This is a genomic window from Paenibacillus paeoniae (genome assembly GCF_003388735.1).
Classification (GTDB): Bacteria; Bacillota; Bacilli; order Paenibacillales; family Paenibacillaceae; genus Pristimantibacillus; species Pristimantibacillus paeoniae.
Window position 1 is genome coordinate 45,941 of record NZ_QUBQ01000010.1, and the last position, 17,295, is coordinate 63,235.

The following is a 17,295-nucleotide window of genomic DNA, read 5'->3' on the forward strand; positions in this document are numbered from 1 at the left end:
ATACTACCATATTCAAAATGTCAAGTCAAATCTTTTTTGGGCTTATTTTTGCGCCCGCAGTATACGATAGCCCTTGTCCTTCGTCACTTCTTCCACTTCTCCGAATATCGCTTCAAGCTTATCCATAGCGGAATGAGCTCCTTGCTTCTTCTGAATGACGACCCACATACTGCCGCCAGCTTCCAATAATTCATATCCTTGTTCAAAGATTCGGTGTACAACCGCTTTCCCCGCCCTGATCGGAGGGTTGGTTAATAGAACATTGAATCTCTCAGAACGGACCCCCTCAAACAAGTCACTTTGAACCGCTGTTATATTGGCAATACCATTTAGTCTCGCATTTTCCTTAGTAAGCTCAATAGCCCGTTCATTAATGTCGATCATCGTCACATGCCCGGAGCCTACCAGCTTCGCTGCCGTCAGTCCAATAGGACCATAGCCGCATCCTACGTCCAGAACGCGATCTCCTTCTTGAAGCACCATCGCCTCAATTAGAACTCTACTCCCGTAATCGACACCCGTCTTCGAGAAAACACCGGCATCTGTAACGAACTTCATCGGATATCCTCTGAGCGAATCGGGATGAGTCTGCCTGTTATGATTCACCTCTGGCGTCTTGGAGTAATAATGCCCAGACATCCTTCAGCCTCCTTAAGCATATTTCCCTATACATACGAGTTCAAAAAGTCCGGTTTTCAGCACATGAGCTTATGCTTCCAATGATGCGTTTTTTCAAAACGCTGCAGAAGATGGGAAGCAGCCAGGAAATGAGGAGCGGAGCGTAGTGAAAACTACGTGAGCACCGGAAGTTCCGGCTGAATGCCATATTCGATGTCGAGTAGGTCTCCTGATCCCTTCGTGATCAAAAGCGGACTTTTTGAACAACCTCTACAACATACAACGAACCCCTTAAAACCATGCGGTTCTAAGGGGTCCTTCAGCAAGGTTCGCCAATTAGCTAATCAAGCTGTCATATAATGAAGTTAAATTACTTAACTTCTACGGAAGCGCCAGCTTCTTCAAGCTTAGCTTTCACGCTGTTAGCTTCATCTTCGCCAACTTTTTCTTTGATTGCTTTTGGAGCGCCGTCAACCAGATCTTTAGCTTCTTTCAGGCCAAGACCAGTGATTTCGCGAACTGCTTTGATAACGTTGATTTTGGAAGCGCCAGCGCTTGTCAAGATAACGTCGAATTCAGTTTGAGCAGCAGCTTCAGAAGCGCCGCCAGCTACTACTGCAACTGGAGCTGCAGCTGTTACGCCGAATTCTTCTTCGATTGCTTTAACAAGATCGTTCAGTTCAAGAACAGTCATACCTTTAATTGCTTCCAAGATTTGCTCTTTAGACATGGTATATACCTCCGAAATTGGTTTAGTTTTTGTTTGTTGCAAGTTACGAAGCCGACACAAGTCCGACCCCGGTTATATCACAAAAGTGATTAAGCGCCTGCTTCTTGTTTCTCTCCAACCGCTTTAACCGCAAGGGCGAAGTTGCGAACTGGAGCTTGAAGCACGCTGAGGAGCATGGAAAGCAAACCTTCGCGAGAAGGAAGCTCTGCAAGAGCCTTGATTTGTTCGTGATCTACGACTTTACCTTCAACAACGCCGCCTTTCAATTTCAAAGCGTCGTTCTTCTTAGCGAAGTCATTCAGGATTTTTGCCGGAGCAATAGCGTCGTCGCCGCTGAATGCAACAGCAGTAGGTCCTGTCAGAATGTCATTAAGCGCCGTAAATTCTGTACCTTCAGTAGCGCGGCGAACGAGCGAGTTTTTCAGAACTTGGAAATCAACGCCCGCCTCGCGGAGCTGCTTACGAAGTTCAGTAACTTGCGCAACGTTCAATCCGCGATAGTCGGCAATAACCGTGCTGGAGCTCGAAGTCAATTTCGACTGGATCACAGCAACCGCTTCTTGTTTCTCTTGGATGATCTTTGCGTTAGCCAAACTGTACACCTCCCGTAATTATTATACATCCCGTGAATACGACGGATTTCCCCTCTCCCAGGGTGCATGAGAAAGGCCTTCGCAGACGATGCGAAGGCCATGATGTCGTTGATCGCAAGCAGGCTAACCTGCCGCATTCCCAAACGTTTTATCATAACACCTCGGTAGGAAATTAAGCCCTTATGGGCACCTACTGTCTACGGTATGCGTATTCGAATTCAATAGCGTTTCCTATCCGACTTAGCGGAACGTTGCAGTCGAGACGCGAGCGCCAGGACCCATTGTGGAGGAAACAGCAATGTTTTTCAGGTAAACGCCTTTCGAGGAAGCTGGCTTCGCACGAACAAGAGCGTCGATCAGAGCTTTCAGGTTCTCGTTCAGCTTCTCAGCGTCGAACGATACTTTGCCGATTGGAGCGTGGATTTGACCCGCTTTGTCCAGACGGTACTCGATCTTACCTGCTTTAATTTCTTGAACGGCTTTTGCAACGTCAAACGTTACAGTACCTGCTTTCGGGTTAGGCATAAGGCCTTTACCGCCCAGGATACGGCCGAGCTTACCAACTTCAGCCATCATGTCCGGCGTTGCTACGCAAACGTCGAAGTCGAACCAGCCTTGTTGGATTTTGTTGATCATGTCTGCATCGCCAACAAAGTCAGCGCCAGCAGCTTCCGCTTCTTTCACTTTTTCGCCTTTCGCGAAAACGAGAACGCGTTTCGTTTTACCAGTACCATGCGGAAGTACGACAACGCCGCGAACCGCTTGGTCTTGTTTACGCGGGTCTACACCCAGACGAACTGCTACTTCGACGGACTCGTCGAACTTAGCTGTTGCTGCCTTCTTCACAAGATCAATTGCTTCAGAAGGCTCGTAAGTTGCTTCGCTGTCAATCAGCTTAGCAGCTTCTACATATTTTTTGCCATGTTTAGCCATTGTAAGTTCCTCCTTCGTGGTTATAACGGTTCATCCTCCTAGGGATGATCCTCCCACTTGCGAAGCGACGCTTCGCAAAGCGAGATGTCCGAAGACATCCTATCGCTTGTCTAGTCAGACAGAAGCGAAATTAGTCAACGATGGTTACGCCCATACTGCGAGCAGTACCTTCAACCATACGCATTGCTGCCTCTACGGAAGCTGCGTTAAGGTCTTGCATTTTTGTCTCAGCGATTTCGCGAACTTTCTCGCGTTTAACCGTTGCGACTTTCTTCTTGTTCGGTTCGCCCGAACCCTTCTCGATACCTGCTGCTACGCGGAGCAATACTGCTGCCGGCGGAGTTTTCGTCTCGAATGTGAAGGAACGGTCTTCGAATACAGTGATCACGACTGGAATAATCAGACCTGCCTGATCCGCGGTACGAGCGTTGAACTCTTTACAGAACGCCATAATGTTAACGCCTGCTTGACCTAGTGCCGGACCGATTGGTGGCGCTGGGTTTGCTTTACCTGCAGGAACTTGCAGTTTGACCATCTTGATGACCTTTTTTGCCATGACTCACACCTCCTTGCCTTGAAATACAAGCGCATTGCCTGCTCCGGAAACCGGATGGTTATATCTTCTCCACTTGAGTGTAGTCCAGCTCAAGCGGGGTTTCCCTGCCAAACATGTTGACATGAACCTTAAGCTTCGCTTTGTCGAGCAGAATTTCTTCTACCGAACCGACAAAGTCCGCAAAAGGACCTACCTTGACGCGAACAGTTTCTTTGAGTTCGAATTCGATCTTCGGTCTCGGCTCTTCCATTCCCATGTGCTTCAGAATTTGTTCCACTTCATCAGGCAACAGTGGAGTCGGTTTGGAGCCGGATCCTGTCGATCCAACGAATCCCGTTACACCTGGCGTATTCCGAACAACGTACCACGAATCGTCGGTTTGAACCATTTCCACAAGAACGTAGCCGGGGTAGACCTTGCGCTGGACGGTTTTCTTCTTCCCGTCCTTCTCCACCACTTCGTCTTCCATTGGAACGAGCACGCGGAAGATTTTGTCTTCCATGCCCATGGATTCAACCCTCTTCTCCAGATTGGCTTTCACCTTGTTCTCATAGCCAGAGTAAGTATGCACGACATACCATCTTTTCTCCATCAATAATCCACCTTTGGTCCCTTCTTAAACAATCAGCTGAACCAATTCCGAGATCCCGATGTCAAGAAGCCAGAAGTAAATTGTCACAACTATTACCGTGAACAGAACGATCAAGGAATAGCTTGTCAACTCTTTACGATTCGGCCAGCGAACCTTCTTTAGTTCCGCCCAGCTGTCGGCAAAAAAACTAAACGTCGTACCAAAGCCTTGCTTCACCTTCGTCAAAAAAGCCATTGTTACACCTCCAATGGGCTATCGCGTCTCGCGATGAGGAGTCTGCTCGTTACAGAACTTGCAAAACTTCTTCAACTCGATGCGGTCGGGGTGATTGCGCTTGTTCTTGGTCGTAGCATAGTTTCTCTGTTTGCAGTTTGTGCATGCCAACGTGATGATTACCCGCATTGAATTACACCTCCCGAACTGCTTAAAAATACGAATCATTGAAGCTATATAGTAAGTTCATTGATTCCAATCGCCAAAACGAAAAAAACCTCGAATTTAGGCCTACCTAAACACTTTATCACAAGGCATACCTCGTGTCAACGAAAGAAGGAGCCGTCCGGCATTGCGAATAATTGGCATCTGGATTCGAAATTGGATTCTACCAGTATGGTCGAAACCTCTTCTTTTAAACCAATGGACTGTCTTCACTGTCTGAAAAACGTCAGACAGAAAAGACAGTCCGTTGTCAGATGCTTCCTATCTACCGCCAATATCCCGCACTTCGAGATACCGTTCCAGCTTGCGCTTCACGCGCTGCAAAGCGTTGTCAATTGACTTCACATGCCTATCAAGATCAACCGCAATCTCTTGATAGGATCGTCCGTCCAAATAAAGCATAAGAACCTTCCGTTCGAGATCGCTTAGAATCTCGGACATCTTGTCCTCCAATCCTACGAATTCCTCCTGGTTAATGATAAGCTCCTCAGGATCGGACACTCGCGTGCCGCAAATCACATCAAGCAAAGTCCGGTCGGAATCTTCGTCGTAGATGGGCTTGTCCAGCGATACGTAAGAATTAAGAGGAATATGCTTCTGGCGGGTCGCTGTCTTAATCGCGGTAATGATCTGTCTCGTTATGCACAATTCAGCGAAGGCCTTGAAGCTTGCAAGCTTGTCGCCCTTGAAATCCCGAATCGCCTTGTACAGACCGATCATGCCTTCTTGCACAATATCCTCGCGGTCGGCGCCGATCAGGAAGTACGAGCGGGCCTTGGCTCTTACAAAGTTCTTATATTTGTTAATCAGATATTCCAGCGCTACGCTGTCGCCGTTACGGACCGCCTCTACGATATCTTCGTCCGTACTGCTTTCATATTCAAGCGTACTCCATTCTTTGAGGTCGATACTCACAAACTATCCCTCCGGCCTGCCAGGCGTACACCGCGCTAGATTCTTAGGAAATATAGAGTCAGTATACATTATGTAACCTTACACCGTCAACCAATGAGCGTCCCGAAAACCATCGATTTTATAGCAAAAATGTAACTTTGTGCCACTCTATGAAAGCGGTTGCTGCGAGTTCGATTTCCTTTATTTTTCACCTCTTCGCAATCGTTCGAGCTTACTCCACACATCAAGGCTAATATTTTGGTCCACTGAATTGCGCTTCTGAGGCTTCTCCTCCCGAATGGACTGCTCGATGGCCTTCCGATTCTGGCCGATATCGATAAGCAGTTCTCTGGCAGATAGACGGAGTGCGCCCTTGCCGAAGGCGACATGCTGCTCCACCAGATCGGACGTTGCAACATAGAGATTGCGCCGCCGTGCAATTAACTCGTTGCACAGCCTCTCGATGCACTCGTCCGCCGTTTCCTTTTCCTTCGTATAGACGACGGTCAGCTTATGCTGCTTGAATGTCGATCCCAGTCCCGGAACTTGATGGGCATCAAAGACCACGTACACCTGCATGCCAGTGAAACCCTGATAGTCCGCCAGCATATCCAGGAGCTTGTCCCTGGCGTCCTCCAGATCATGCTCCTTCAGCCTCTCCAGCTCTGGCCAAGCCCCGATGATATTGTAGCCGTCCACAAGCAGGACGTCATTGCGCCGATTCATGACCTATTCGCTCCGGCGCTGCCTAACGACCTCATACATAAGCACGCCAGCGGCAACGGATGCATTCAAAGAGTTAAGCTGTCCCAACATCGGAAGCTTGACGAGAAAATCGCATTTTTCTTTGATCAGACGCCCCATCCCTTTGCTTTCATTGCCAATTACGATTGCGAGCGGCATATCGAATTTCGTCTTGTAGACATCCTGCTTCGCACTTACGTCAGTTCCCGCGACCCAGACACCCGCTTCCTTCAGCTTGTCGATCGTCTGCGCCAGGTTTGTGACGCGGGCAACCGGCACATGCTCAGCTGCGCCTGCCGATGTCTTGAGCACCGTTGCAGTAAGCCCCGCTGCACGACGCTTCGGAATAATAACGCCATGCACGCCGGTACATTCCGCTGTACGCAGTATGGATCCCAGGTTATGCGGATCTTCGATTTCATCGAGTAAAAGCAAGAACGGCGTTTCCTCTTTGCTCTTCGCGATCTGGAGCAACTCCTCTACTTCTACATAGGCAAAAGCAGCGGCTTGCGCGATAACACCTTGATGCGCTACACCTTGCGCCATGTTGTCGAGCTTACGCTTGTCCACGAACTGAACGACGATTCCCTGATTCTTGGCTTCGGCTGTAATGGACTGGGTTACGCTTTTTTGCGAGCCCTCGGCGATCCAGATTTTATTGATTTCCCGCCCAGAACGCAGGGCTTCCAGTACCGGATGCTTGCCTGCAATAAGCTCATCCTGATTTACTTCTACGGACATAATTGCCCTCCTGTCATTGTTGGTTCTGTGATGTTTACGTTGTATATGATTTGCACAACTTTACGTTGGGTAGCCCAACAGCTAATGGCAGGGCATAATAGTCGATTGTACTACTCTATTACCCGACCTGCTAGCTATCTGCACCACATAAGTCGATTCAATCGACCTATTCGTCACTCCACTGGTATTCCGCACCATTTAAGCCGATTGAATCGACTTATTCACTACTCAACCACTCTTCCGCACCATTTAAGCCGATATAACCGACCTATTCACTACTCAACCACTCTTCCACACCGTTTAAGCCGATATAACCGACCTATTCACTACTCAACCACTCTTCCGCACCATTTAAGTCGATATAACCGACCTATTCACTACTCAACCACTCTTCCGCACCATTTAAGTCGATATAATCGACCTATTCACTACTCAACCACTCTTCCGCACCGTTTAAGCCGATTCAATCGACTTTTTCGTCACTCCACTGGTATTCCGCACCATTTAAGCCGATATAATCGACCTATTCACTACTCAACCACTCTTCCGCACCATTTAAGCCGATATAATCGACCTATTTAATACTCAACCACTCTTCCGCACCATTTAAGCCGATATAATCGACTTATTCACTACTCAACCACTCTTCCGCACCATTTAAGCCGATATAATCGACTTATTCACTTCTTACCTGGCGAACTTTTGAAACCTTATAATTTCCGGACGGGATGTAATTACCACCACAAGCAGACGACTATTCTCGCCCGCTCCGGTACTATTATACTCCATTTCACTCAACGAGCCTTTGACTTACTTTCGCCCCGACAAGGCGATATGGAACAACTCACCGATACGTTCCAGACGTCCTTCAAAATAAAGGTAGCCCACCAGGCATTCCAGCGCGGTTGCCATTCGATAATCGGCGGGATCAGCATTCTTCGGTGGACTCCCCGACTTTGTATTGCGTCCTCTTCGAGCGATATCTGCCTCTTCCTCAGTCAGATGAGGCTGCCATCTCTCCAGCAGCTCTCGTTGCGCTTTGGCCGACACCCACTTTGTCGCTTCTTTGTGCATATGGTGAGACTTGTTGTTCGGCAATGAAATGAGATACTGGCGCACCAACAGCTCGAACACCGCATCCCCCATATACGCCAAAACAACAGGATTAATCAACCCGGTCTTTAAAGGCGGAGCATGGAGAGCCAGTGGATTGTATCCAATGGGTACACCGCCGTTTTCTTCGATAGGGCGCATCATTTGCGCCGCCAGCGAATGCCTTGAGGCGTATCCTCAAGCACGATGTTTTTCTCAATCAACAAATCGCGGATCTCATCCGCACGCGCCCAGTTTTTCGACTTCCGCGCTTCCGTTCTCTCCACGATTAATCCTTCGATTTCGTCGTCCAACAGATCATCGCCACCCGCAGGAGGCAAAAGTCCCAGCACATTGTCCAGCTTGTCGAACGCTTCAACCAGAAGCTTGATGCCTTCTACCGGCGCATGCTGATCCTGCAGATATACGTTTGCTTCCGTCACCAATTCGAACAAAGCCGTAATCGCATCAGGCGTGCTGAAATCATCTTCCATCTTCGCATGGAATTGTGCCTGAATATCCGCAAGCTTGGAACGCAGAGCATCCAACGAGCCAAACTCAGACTCAACAGCAGCAGTGTTATCCTCCGCATTCAACCTATGCTTCAAATTAGAATAGCAATTTGCAATTCGTTCAATGCTGTTTTCCGCCTGTGCAATCGTGTCATCGCTGAAATTCAGCGGACTGCGATAGTGAGTAGCCAGCATGAAATAACGAATCGCTTGCGGCTTCACCTGTTTCACAATCTCTTTGACCGTAATGCCATTGCCCAGCGACTTGGACATTTTCTCATTATTGATATGAACGAAGCCGTTATGCATCCAATAGTTAGAAAACGGCTTGCCCGTCAACGATTCCGATTGCGCTACTTCGCACTCGTGATGCGGGAACTGAAGATCATGTCCGCCGCCATGAATGTCGAGCGTATCGCCCAAGTATTTGCGCGCCATCGCTGAGCATTCGATATGCCAGCCCGGACGGCCCGGTCCCCAAGGGCTATCCCATTTGATTTCGCCAGGTTTTGCACCTTTCCACAGGACGAAGTCGCCTTGATTCTCCTTGCGGTCTCCGAGTTCTACGCGAATGCCGAATTGAAGCTCATCAATATTCTGATGCGACAGCTTGCCGTAATCCTCGAACGATGCCGTCCGGAAATATACATCGCCTTCACTCGCATAAGCATAGCCTTTCTCCACCAGACCAGCAATAAACGCAATGATCTCAGGAATATGTTCCGTTACACGCGGATTCAGCGTCGCCTTGCGCACACCCAGCGCCTCGATGTCCTCATAGAACGCGCCAATGAACTTCTCCGCCACTTCCGGTACAGTCGTACCAAGCTCGTCAGCTTTGCGGATCAGCTTATCATCCACGTCCGTAAAGTTTACCACGTATTGCACCTCAAGCCCGGTATCCTCCAAATATCGACGTACCACGTCAAAAAAGATAATCGGCCTTGCATTCCCGATATGAATATAGTCATAGACCGTTGGTCCGCACACATACATATTAACCTTGCCCTGTTCGATAGGCTGGAAGCCCTCTTTCGAACGTGTGAGCGAATTATAGATGGAAACTGTCATGACTTTACTTCTCCTCCCGCTTTCGTAAGCTTCATTTCATCTCATCGAGCTCGGATCTGAGCCCGTCGATTTCTTTTTGCATCGCCCGGAACATCTCGATCACCGGGTCAGGCAACTGCGTATGGTCGAGACGGTCGCCCACTCGTTCTCCATTGCGACGAACTACCCGGCCGGGATTGCCGACTACTGTACAATTCTCCGGCACTTCCCTCAGCACGACGGAATTAGAGCCAATACTGGAGTTGTCTCCTACCGCGAAAGAGCCCAGCACCTTTGCACCGGAGCCGATAACTACATTATTACCAATTGTAGGATGACGCTTACCCTTTTCTTTCCCTGTTCCGCCGAGCGTAACCCCTTGATAAATGACTACGTCATCCCCAATCTCGCAAGTCTCGCCTATCACAACGCCCATTCCATGGTCGATGAACAAGCGATCCCCAATTCTGGCGCCCGGATGAATCTCGATGCCGGTCATGAACCGGCTGACCTGGGAGATGACACGTGCAAGCGTGAACCATCCCCTTCTGTAGAGCGGATGCGCGATACGATGAGCCCATATGGCATGGACGCCCGAATACGTAAAAATGACTTCAAACCGGCTGCGTGCGGCGGGATCGTTTTCGAATACCGTCAACACGTCTGAGCGAAAATGGCGAAACATGGATGACCTCTCCCTTCAAAGCTGCCAAACCTATCCCTTGCTATCTCTATCGCAAAATAATAAAAAGCCCCTGCAGCATTAAGCTGCAGAGGCGTCGTATCTCGCGGTTCCACTCTGCTTGAACAGCGCATTCGGCATAATGCCAACGGCTGCACATCTTCACGTCTTTAACGCAGACTTTACGTTGTCGCCTACCCTGTTATCCGTCGGTTGATACCGATTGAGACAGCAGCTCGGAACAAGGCTCCCAGGTGCATATTTCCGTTCAAGCGGACTAGACAACTTTCAGCCCCATTCCAATCTACCCTTCGATTGATTCGAATGACGGTTGTCCTCTCTGCGAATCCACAGCTAACGTACTTTTCCTGTTCATGGCCGATTCATCTTATTGATAGTCATAGTATACCTAATCGCGGAAAAAGTGCAAGTATTCCCTTCGTGTTCTGCTTTTATGCATACACTCCTTAACACTAGCCAAGGCGCGCCTGAAGTCTTGCCTTTACTTTTTCCTCTCCCAGCAGGGCAATCGATTGGTTGAGATCGGGTCCGTGCGTCTGGCCAGTAATGGCAGCGCGGATCGGCATGAACAGCGCTTTGCCTTTGCAGCCCGTTTCCTTCTGAACTGCTTTGATCATTTCTTTGATGCCATCCGCCGTGAACGGTGCCGCTTGCGTGTTGAGCAAAGCAAGGAACGCGTTAAGCACGCTTGGCACTTGCTCCTCTGCCAGCACTGCTGCCGCTTCTTCTTCGTCAACCACCGTCTCGCGGAAGAACAATTCTGTTACAGGAACGATATCCGCCGCGAAGCGAAGCTTGTCCTGATGAAGCGCCACAAGTGCGGTCAACCATTCTCTTCCGTCTGCATTCAGCGTATCCGGGATACAGCCTGCTTTTAGCAGATGAGGCAGACAAAGGTCAACTACGCGCGCCAAATCCGCTTTTTTCATATATTCGCCGTTCATCCAGCTCAGCTTCTGCGTATCGAATACAGCTGGACTTTTGCTCAGACGATTGGAATTAAATACGGACACCAGCTCGTCACGAGTGAACATCTCTTGCTCGCCCTCTGGCGACCAGCCCAGCAATGTAATGAAGTTGAACATCGCTTCCGGCAAATAACCGAGATCATCATATTGCTCGATAAACTGAATGATAGATTCGTCGCGTTTGCTTAGTTTCTTCTTGTTCTCGTTCACGATCAGCGTCATATGCGCGAAAACCGGCGGCTCCCATCCCAATGCTTCGTAGATCATCAGTTGGCGAGGCGTATTGGAGATATGGTCTTCCCCGCGCAGCACATGGCTGATTTTCATCAAATGGTCGTCCAGTACTACTGCAAAATTGTACGTTGGAATGCCGTCTTTTTTCACGATGACGAAGTCGCCCATCTCCGTTGTATCAAAGCTGATCGAGCCTTTCACCATGTCGTCGAACGCAAACGTGCGGCCCTCAGGCACACGGAAGCGAATGCTCGCTACGCGTCCTTCTGCCTCGAACGCCTGCTGCTGCTCCTGCGTCAGATTACGATGCTTGCCGGAGTAGCGAGGAGTCTCGCCACGCTCTGTCTGCTCTTCACGTTCGCGCTCCAGCTCTTCTTCCGTGCAATAGCAACGGTAAGCAAGCCCGCGGTCTATAAGCTCTTGCCAGTACTCGCGATAGATGTCGAGACGTTCTGTCTGACGGTAAGGACCATAGCCTCCGCCAACGTCGATGCTTTCGTCCCATTCAATGCCAAGCCACTTCAAGTACGTAAGCTGGTTCTCTTCTCCGCCAGCTACGTTGCGCTTCACATCAGTATCTTCGATACGAATGATGAATTTGCCGCCTTGGTTTTTGGCGAATAGATAGTTGAATAAGGCCGTTCTGGCGTTGCCGATATGCAAATGTCCCGTCGGCGACGGGGCGTAACGAACGCGTACTTCTGCTGTCATAGCTGTTCCTCCTAAAAGTTGTAGCACTCTCATTATTTATGGCCAATCGTATGGATACAAGTTGCCTATTGTAATAAAATCATTTTCATCGCTTAGCTCACTATTGAATGCGCGTTTTTTCAATCATACTACTCCCCATTCATGACTGCCAAACTAATTTGTAAGTGCAGTCAACACATGAGCCTCTACGCTTTAACCAACAGCACAGCCGATTGTGCTGCAATGCCTTCACCGCGGCCGGCGAAACCAAGCTGCTCCGTCGTGGTCGCTTTGACGTTGACTTGCGTGATGTCCGCTTCCAGCGCTTTTGCGATAATCTCCGCCATCTGCGGAATGTAAGGCAGCATCTTCGGGCGCTGCGCGATGATGGTCGAGTCGATATTGCCTAGCTTGTACCCGCGCTCTTTCGCAAGCTCCCATACCCGCTCCAGCAGCTTCAAGCTGTCTGCGTCCTTAAATGCTTCATCCGTATCGGGAAAATGCTTGCCGATATCGCCAAGCCCGAGCGCCCCCAGAATCGCGTCAGAGATCGCGTGCAGCAACACATCCGCGTCCGAGTGGCCAAGCAGCCCTTTCTCATATGGGATCGTCACGCCCCCGATTATGCATGGACGTCCTTCAACCAATTGATGTACGTCAAAACCTTGCCCTATTCGAATCATGTCATGCTTCCCCTCTCTCCGACCGCCGCTGCCCTATCAGAAATTCCGCATACGGCAAATCCTCCGGCGTCGTGATCTTAATATTGGTGTAATCTCCTTCTGCCACAGTGACAGGAGCTCCCATACGCTCCACGACCATAGCATCGTCAGTGCCGAGAAACCCTTCCTCGGAGGCGCGCTGATGTGCTTCAAGCAGCAATACACGTCGAAAAGCTTGCGGGGTTTGTATCGCCCACAAGCTTCTCCGATCCGGTGTCGATACAATGACGCCACCCTCGTCTACCTGCTTGATTGTATCCTTTACAGGAACGGCAAGAACGGCTGCTCCGCCTTGCATTGCGGTCCTGCAGCAGTTCGCCACCGCAGCTTCCGTCACAAGCGGGCGCACGCCGTCATGCACCATCACCCAGTCCGATGTCAGCTTCTCAAGGCCACGCAGTACGGAATGCTGCCTTTCCCCTCCGCCGCTAATCACGGCAGTTACTTTGGAAAGCTCATAATCGCGTACCCACGTCTCACATCGATCGATATCATCGGTTCCCACAACTAAGGAAATTTCATTTACAAAGTCCAACCGCTGGAACAGCTCCAGCGTATGTACCATAATTGGCTTATTCGCCAAGTGTAAAAACTGTTTACTTTCACTTGTCCCCATGCGCGTACCGCGTCCGGCCGCAACGATGACGACACCCCACTTCTCATTCATGCCGCAACCCGCCTTGAACTGTTGTCAGGCGCAGACGGTCCAGGCCGTCTCAAGTCGGCATCCGTTCATTACGCGCTGCTGGATAAGCTGCAGCATACTTCGCATGCAAGCTCGTCCCAAGTACAATAGTACTATCATACCTTGTTACAGCGCTTTTTCCAACAGCTTCGGCTTCGCAAATATCATCCGACCTGCGGACGTTTGCAAGACGCTCGTCACCAGCACTTCCATCGTTGTCCCGATAAAATCCCGGCCGCCTTCCACGACGATCATCGTACCATCATCCAGATACGCGACGCCCTGCCCATGCTCCTTGCCATCCTTGATCACTTGAACGATAATTTCTTCACCAGGCAATACGACCGGCTTGACGGCATTGGCAAGATCGTTGATGTTCAGAACGGAGACACCCTGCAATTCGCAAACTTTGTTCAAGTTGAAATCGTTGGTAACAACCTTGCCGCTAAGCGCTTTTGCCAGCTTCACAAGCTTGCTGTCCACCTCGCCGATCTCCTCGAAGTCTCCTTCGTAGATCAGGACCTTCACGTCCAGCTCCTTCTGAATCTTGTTCAGAATATCGAGCCCTCTGCGACCACGATTGCGCTTGAGTAGATCCGAGGAATCTGCAATATGTTGAAGCTCCTCCAAGACGAACTCCGGTATGACAAGCGTTCCTTCAATAAAACCTGTTTTGCATATATCCGCAATCCGGCCATCGATGATGACGCTAGTATCCAGAATCTTATGCTCTTCATACGTACCCGATTGATCCTGCACAGACCCTGCACGCCGATTCTCAGCAAGCTGGGCGAAGCCTTCCGCGATCTCCTCTTGCTTCAACAAGCCGATCCGCAGTCCCAAGTAACCGAATACAAGCGCCATTACTGCTGGGAGCAAAATTCCGATGCCCTCGAAGCCTGACACCGCCGGATATAACAGCACTGCAAGCAATAACCCGCCCAATAAACCTCCCGCTCCAGCAAATAGCTGTCTCAGCGGCATCTCGGACGTTAACTCTACGCCCCTGTGCATATACCGAATTGCCGGACGTGCTAGAATGGATGCCGCGACTGCCCCGAATAAGGCTCCTATCCCTACATTCATGTAATAAGTGCCGGATTGCTGCAGCATGCCGAGCGAGGAGCCTGTCCACATGGACGAACCGTTCACCCACCTATGCACTTCACTGCCAGCCATTCCGCCAAACAATAACCCGATTACCTGTATCATTCGTCTAACCATAATGGTTCACCTCCATTACAATTATGATCAAATCTTTCAATACCTAATCGTAGCAGCAGGCAAAATATTCAATATCTTATGTGTTGTGGAAAACAATGGCCTAGAGGTTTATAATAGGTAAAGAGATTACTTCTACTCAAGGTGGGTGAATGAGGTGGAATCCATGAACGCTCCAACATTGAATCAATTCCAGCAGCAAGTATCAGAACTCCTGTTGCGACATCGCAGCCTGCTGGATGTATTGTCTAAGCTGGGTCAATCCGGCGCTTCCGTAAACCGTTCGGTCACAAAGGCCGTCACTGACTGCGGCTGCATCGAATTGAATGCACGCAAGCAGCAGTATTCCGACGAATTGAATTTGCAAGATGCAAAAGAAACGCTGGAGAGTCATTTGGCGGGTTCGCTGTGCGAACATTGCAACGAGGTTCTGAAGAGCGAGCTTGGACGTAATTTGTTCTATATGACCGCTCTATGTAATCTGCTTCAGATCCAGCTCGATGAAGTAGTCGCCGACGAATACGACAAGTGCTCGACGCTTGGCCTATTCAATCTTACTTAACAGTCTCCAGAACTTAAGTCATCACATAACGCAAAAAAAGAACGTTCCCATCCATAGAGGACTGCGGAACGTTCTTTTTATGGCCATCTTGTTTTTCTCATATCTAAGCGGGTTTTTCCGACTTGGCCGAATCATCTGTCGACTCTTGCGACTTGTCGCGTTTGCGGAATCGCTTCGGCAGGCGACGGTCAACGTTTTTTTTTAGTCCGTACAGTGCATACAGCAACAGCGGAATAAATAGAATCTTGGACAGCTGGCTCTCGAACAGCAAACCAAGTACGACAGATATAAGCACAATAATAGGGATTACCCATATGGCGCTGCGTGGAATACCCACTTTTTTGAAATTCGGATATCGGATCGTGCTGACCATTAGCAAGGCCAGAACGAGAGTACTCGTTAACAAGACTGAAACTGGAATATCTTCTTTAAATAATGCCAAAGTAGCCAGCACACCACCAGCTGCCGGAATCGGAAGGCCAATGAAATATCCAGCATTGCTCGTAATGACGTTGAAACGCGCTAACCGCAGCGCTCCACAGATAGGGAATAACGCTGTTGCGGTCCAAGCCAATGCAGGACTAAGATCCTGAAAAGCAACTACATACATAATAAAAGCCGGCGCCACGCCGAAAGAGATGACATCAGATAAGGAATCCAGCTCTTTGCCGAATTCACTTTGGGCATTAAGAGCTCGCGCGACCCGACCGTCCACGCCGTCAAGCAGCATAGCAATCAAAACCATCATAGCAGCCAGCGAAGGTTTCTCGTTGAACACCAACAGAATGGCTATCACGCCAAGAAATAAGTTGCCAACTGTGAGAAGGCTCGGTATCGATTTTACGATCATCTATTCCACCTCTTCTCTACTATGCCCCATTTATAAAGCTGCACAGCCCAATAAAGTTTGGAACACATTCTATCAATTGTATGGGATTTAAATTTGCCTGTCAATAAACATCTGTTCTTGAATACGCCGCAGTCCGTCCTTAATTGCCCTTGCCCGCACCTCGCCAATGCCGTCCACTTCATCCAGTTCTTCAATGGTTGCCATCAAAATATGAGGCAATCGCTGGAAGCGTTCCACCAGGTTGTTCATAATGACAAACGGCAGTCTTGGAATTTTATTCAGAAGCCTGTAGCCGCGTGGCGATACAGATTCATCAGCCATGTTGTTCGTATGCGGATAACCGATCAAGCGAACAATCGGCGTCGCATCAAGCAACTCCTCCGAACTTAGTTTCTTCAATCCGACGCGGATTTCTCGAATTTTCTCGTCAGAGTTATCCTTCGCATAATCCTTCAATAAGAACCAGCCATCTTCTTCTACACCGCCCACCAGCTCATCCATCTGCATGCTGATCAAGCGTCCTTCTGTACCTAGTTCATTAATGTACCGGTTGATCTCCATCTTAATGCGCAGCACCATCTCTACACGCTGGATCACATGAGCCACCTCTTGAAGAGTCACCAGCTCCTCGAACTCCAATGCGGAGAGGTTCGTGAACGACTGAGTCAGAACAGCCTTATATTTCTCCAGCGTCTGGATCGCCTGGTTCGCCTTGGTCAGAATGACGCCCATATCCTTCAGCGAATAACGCAGATTGCCCTGATACAACGTAATAATATTGCGCCGCTGCGAGATGGACACGACCAGCTTGCCCGTCTGCTTCGCAACCCGCTCCGCCGTCCGGTGACGGATACCCGTCTCGATAGACGGAATGGAGCTGTTCGGAATAAGCTGGGTATTGGCATACAGAATCCGTCTCATGTCTTCGCTCATAATAATAGCGCCGTCCATCTTCGCAAGCTCATATAAGTAGTTGGACGAAAAATCACAATTAATGGAGAAGCCGCCATCGACAACCTCCATCACTTCCGGACTGTAGCCTACTACAATCAATGCACCTGTTTTGGCTCTAAGTACATTCTCCAACCCTTCGCGAAAAGGGGTGCCTGGCGCAACTAATTGCAAAAGCTGATTCATCACTTCTTGCTGTGTCGGTTCTTTCATCTG

21 protein-coding genes and 1 other annotated feature are annotated in these 17,295 nt (G+C 49.4%); of the genes, 1 reads left to right on the forward strand and 20 read right to left on the reverse strand.

Annotated elements, in window-relative coordinates:
• Positions 1–42: 42 nt before the first annotated feature.
• The 18 genes from DX130_RS25850 to DX130_RS25935 form a co-directional block, all read right to left on the reverse strand.
• Positions 43–639, reverse strand: a complete 597-nt coding sequence (locus tag DX130_RS25850; RefSeq protein ID WP_116050270.1) for a class I SAM-dependent methyltransferase — start codon at positions 637–639, stop codon at positions 43–45.
• Positions 640–988: 349 nt separating this feature from the next.
• On the reverse strand, positions 989–1,348 hold the full coding sequence (rplL, locus tag DX130_RS25855) for a 50S ribosomal protein L7/L12 (RefSeq protein ID WP_116050271.1): 360 nt from the start codon (positions 1,346–1,348) through the stop codon (positions 989–991).
• Positions 1,349–1,437: 89 nt separating this feature from the next.
• On the reverse strand, positions 1,438–1,941 hold the full coding sequence (gene rplJ / locus DX130_RS25860; RefSeq protein WP_116050273.1) for a 50S ribosomal protein L10: 504 nt from the start codon (positions 1,939–1,941) through the stop codon (positions 1,438–1,440).
• 59 nt (positions 1,942–2,000) lie between these two features.
• Positions 2,001–2,162, reverse strand: a sequence feature (ribosomal protein L10 leader region).
• A gap of 19 nt (positions 2,163–2,181) precedes the next feature.
• The gene (gene rplA, locus DX130_RS25865; protein WP_116050275.1) at positions 2,182–2,874 is read right to left on the reverse strand and encodes a 50S ribosomal protein L1; all 693 of its coding nucleotides are present in this window, start codon (positions 2,872–2,874) and stop codon (positions 2,182–2,184) included.
• A gap of 130 nt (positions 2,875–3,004) precedes the next feature.
• Complete coding sequence (gene rplK, locus DX130_RS25870) at positions 3,005–3,430, reverse strand: 50S ribosomal protein L11 (RefSeq protein ID WP_116050277.1); 426 nt, start codon at positions 3,428–3,430, stop codon at positions 3,005–3,007.
• A gap of 58 nt (positions 3,431–3,488) precedes the next feature.
• Positions 3,489–4,022, reverse strand: coding sequence for a transcription termination/antitermination protein NusG (gene nusG, locus DX130_RS25875; RefSeq protein ID WP_116050278.1), 534 nt, complete (start codon positions 4,020–4,022; stop codon positions 3,489–3,491).
• A 24-nt stretch (positions 4,023–4,046) separates the two neighbouring features.
• Complete coding sequence (gene secE, locus DX130_RS25880) at positions 4,047–4,256, reverse strand: preprotein translocase subunit SecE (protein WP_116050280.1); 210 nt, start codon at positions 4,254–4,256, stop codon at positions 4,047–4,049.
• A gap of 18 nt (positions 4,257–4,274) precedes the next feature.
• The gene (gene rpmG / locus DX130_RS25885) at positions 4,275–4,424 is read right to left on the reverse strand and encodes a 50S ribosomal protein L33 (RefSeq protein WP_082967189.1); all 150 of its coding nucleotides are present in this window, start codon (positions 4,422–4,424) and stop codon (positions 4,275–4,277) included.
• A gap of 297 nt (positions 4,425–4,721) precedes the next feature.
• Positions 4,722–5,375: an RNA polymerase sporulation sigma factor SigH gene (gene sigH, locus DX130_RS25890; protein WP_116050281.1), complete on the reverse strand. Its 654-nt coding sequence runs from the start codon at positions 5,373–5,375 to the stop codon at positions 4,722–4,724.
• Positions 5,376–5,555: 180 nt separating this feature from the next.
• A complete protein-coding gene (locus DX130_RS25895; protein ID WP_116050283.1) occupies positions 5,556–6,080 on the reverse strand; it encodes an NYN domain-containing protein in 525 nt (174 codons plus the stop codon).
• A 3-nt stretch (positions 6,081–6,083) separates the two neighbouring features.
• Positions 6,084–6,839 (reverse strand): 23S rRNA (guanosine(2251)-2'-O)-methyltransferase RlmB, encoded by a 756-nt coding sequence (gene rlmB, locus DX130_RS25900; RefSeq protein ID WP_116050285.1) that lies wholly within the window; start codon positions 6,837–6,839, stop codon positions 6,084–6,086.
• An 810-nt stretch (positions 6,840–7,649) separates the two neighbouring features.
• A complete protein-coding gene (locus DX130_RS25905) occupies positions 7,650–8,096 on the reverse strand; it encodes a Mini-ribonuclease 3 (protein ID WP_420818559.1) in 447 nt (148 codons plus the stop codon).
• The gene (gene cysS, locus DX130_RS25910) at positions 8,093–9,514 is read right to left on the reverse strand and encodes a cysteine--tRNA ligase (RefSeq protein WP_116050288.1); all 1,422 of its coding nucleotides are present in this window, start codon (positions 9,512–9,514) and stop codon (positions 8,093–8,095) included. The genes DX130_RS25905 and cysS overlap by 4 nt, the downstream gene beginning before the upstream one ends.
• Before the next feature lie 31 nt (positions 9,515–9,545).
• Entirely contained in the window at positions 9,546–10,178 is a 633-nt protein-coding gene (gene cysE / locus DX130_RS25915) for a serine O-acetyltransferase (protein WP_116050290.1), read from the reverse strand.
• 470 nt (positions 10,179–10,648) lie between these two features.
• A complete protein-coding gene (gene gltX, locus DX130_RS25920) occupies positions 10,649–12,109 on the reverse strand; it encodes a glutamate--tRNA ligase (RefSeq protein WP_116050291.1) in 1,461 nt (486 codons plus the stop codon).
• Between the two features lie 185 nt (positions 12,110–12,294).
• On the reverse strand, positions 12,295–12,771 hold the full coding sequence (gene ispF / locus DX130_RS25925) for a 2-C-methyl-D-erythritol 2,4-cyclodiphosphate synthase (RefSeq protein ID WP_116050293.1): 477 nt from the start codon (positions 12,769–12,771) through the stop codon (positions 12,295–12,297).
• A gap of 1 nt (position 12,772) precedes the next feature.
• Entirely contained in the window at positions 12,773–13,477 is a 705-nt protein-coding gene (gene ispD / locus DX130_RS25930) for a 2-C-methyl-D-erythritol 4-phosphate cytidylyltransferase (RefSeq protein ID WP_116050295.1), read from the reverse strand.
• A gap of 144 nt (positions 13,478–13,621) precedes the next feature.
• Complete coding sequence (locus DX130_RS25935; RefSeq protein WP_116050296.1) at positions 13,622–14,719, reverse strand: PIN/TRAM domain-containing protein; 1,098 nt, start codon at positions 14,717–14,719, stop codon at positions 13,622–13,624.
• Between the two features lie 163 nt (positions 14,720–14,882).
• Between DX130_RS25935 and DX130_RS25940 the strand changes: the two genes are divergently transcribed.
• A complete protein-coding gene (locus tag DX130_RS25940) occupies positions 14,883–15,278 on the forward strand; it encodes a nucleoside triphosphate pyrophosphohydrolase family protein (RefSeq protein WP_116050298.1) in 396 nt (131 codons plus the stop codon).
• Positions 15,279–15,381: 103 nt separating this feature from the next.
• On the opposite strand, the gene pssA is transcribed toward DX130_RS25940, so the two are convergent.
• Positions 15,382–16,128 (reverse strand): CDP-diacylglycerol--serine O-phosphatidyltransferase, encoded by a 747-nt coding sequence (gene pssA / locus DX130_RS25945; RefSeq protein ID WP_116050299.1) that lies wholly within the window; start codon positions 16,126–16,128, stop codon positions 15,382–15,384.
• A gap of 87 nt (positions 16,129–16,215) precedes the next feature.
• Complete coding sequence (disA, locus tag DX130_RS25950; RefSeq protein WP_116050301.1) at positions 16,216–17,292, reverse strand: DNA integrity scanning diadenylate cyclase DisA; 1,077 nt, start codon at positions 17,290–17,292, stop codon at positions 16,216–16,218.
• Positions 17,293–17,295 lie beyond the last annotated feature (3 nt).

Coding starts and splice junctions, on each gene's coding strand:
- DX130_RS25850 (WP_116050270.1), bottom strand. CDS start 639: ATGTCTGGGCATTATTACTCCAAGACGCCAGAGGTGAATCATAACAGG.
- rplL (WP_116050271.1), bottom strand. CDS start 1,348: ATGTCTAAAGAGCAAATCTTGGAAGCAATTAAAGGTATGACTGTTCTT.
- rplA (WP_116050275.1), bottom strand. CDS start 2,874: ATGGCTAAACATGGCAAAAAATATGTAGAAGCTGCTAAGCTGATTGAC.
- rplK (WP_116050277.1), bottom strand. CDS start 3,430: ATGGCAAAAAAGGTCATCAAGATGGTCAAACTGCAAGTTCCTGCAGGT.
- nusG (WP_116050278.1), bottom strand. CDS start 4,022: ATGGAGAAAAGATGGTATGTCGTGCATACTTACTCTGGCTATGAGAAC.
- secE (WP_116050280.1), bottom strand. CDS start 4,256: ATGGCTTTTTTGACGAAGGTGAAGCAAGGCTTTGGTACGACGTTTAGT.
- rpmG (WP_082967189.1), bottom strand. CDS start 4,424: ATGCGGGTAATCATCACGTTGGCATGCACAAACTGCAAACAGAGAAAC.
- DX130_RS25895 (WP_116050283.1), bottom strand. CDS start 6,080: ATGAATCGGCGCAATGACGTCCTGCTTGTGGACGGCTACAATATCATC.
- rlmB (WP_116050285.1), bottom strand. CDS start 6,839: ATGTCCGTAGAAGTAAATCAGGATGAGCTTATTGCAGGCAAGCATCCG.
- DX130_RS25905 (WP_420818559.1), bottom strand. CDS start 8,096: ATGATGCGCCCTATCGAAGAAAACGGCGGTGTACCCATTGGATACAAT.
- cysS (WP_116050288.1), bottom strand. CDS start 9,514: ATGACAGTTTCCATCTATAATTCGCTCACACGTTCGAAAGAGGGCTTC.
- cysE (WP_116050290.1), bottom strand. CDS start 10,178: ATGTTTCGCCATTTTCGCTCAGACGTGTTGACGGTATTCGAAAACGAT.
- gltX (WP_116050291.1), bottom strand. CDS start 12,109: ATGACAGCAGAAGTACGCGTTCGTTACGCCCCGTCGCCGACGGGACAT.
- ispF (WP_116050293.1), bottom strand. CDS start 12,771: ATGATTCGAATAGGGCAAGGTTTTGACGTACATCAATTGGTTGAAGGA.
- ispD (WP_116050295.1), bottom strand. CDS start 13,477: ATGAATGAGAAGTGGGGTGTCGTCATCGTTGCGGCCGGACGCGGTACG.
- DX130_RS25935 (WP_116050296.1), bottom strand. CDS start 14,719: ATGGTTAGACGAATGATACAGGTAATCGGGTTATTGTTTGGCGGAATG.
- DX130_RS25940 (WP_116050298.1), top strand. CDS start 14,883: ATGAACGCTCCAACATTGAATCAATTCCAGCAGCAAGTATCAGAACTC.
- pssA (WP_116050299.1), bottom strand. CDS start 16,128: ATGATCGTAAAATCGATACCGAGCCTTCTCACAGTTGGCAACTTATTT.
- disA (WP_116050301.1), bottom strand. CDS start 17,292: ATGAAAGAACCGACACAGCAAGAAGTGATGAATCAGCTTTTGCAATTA.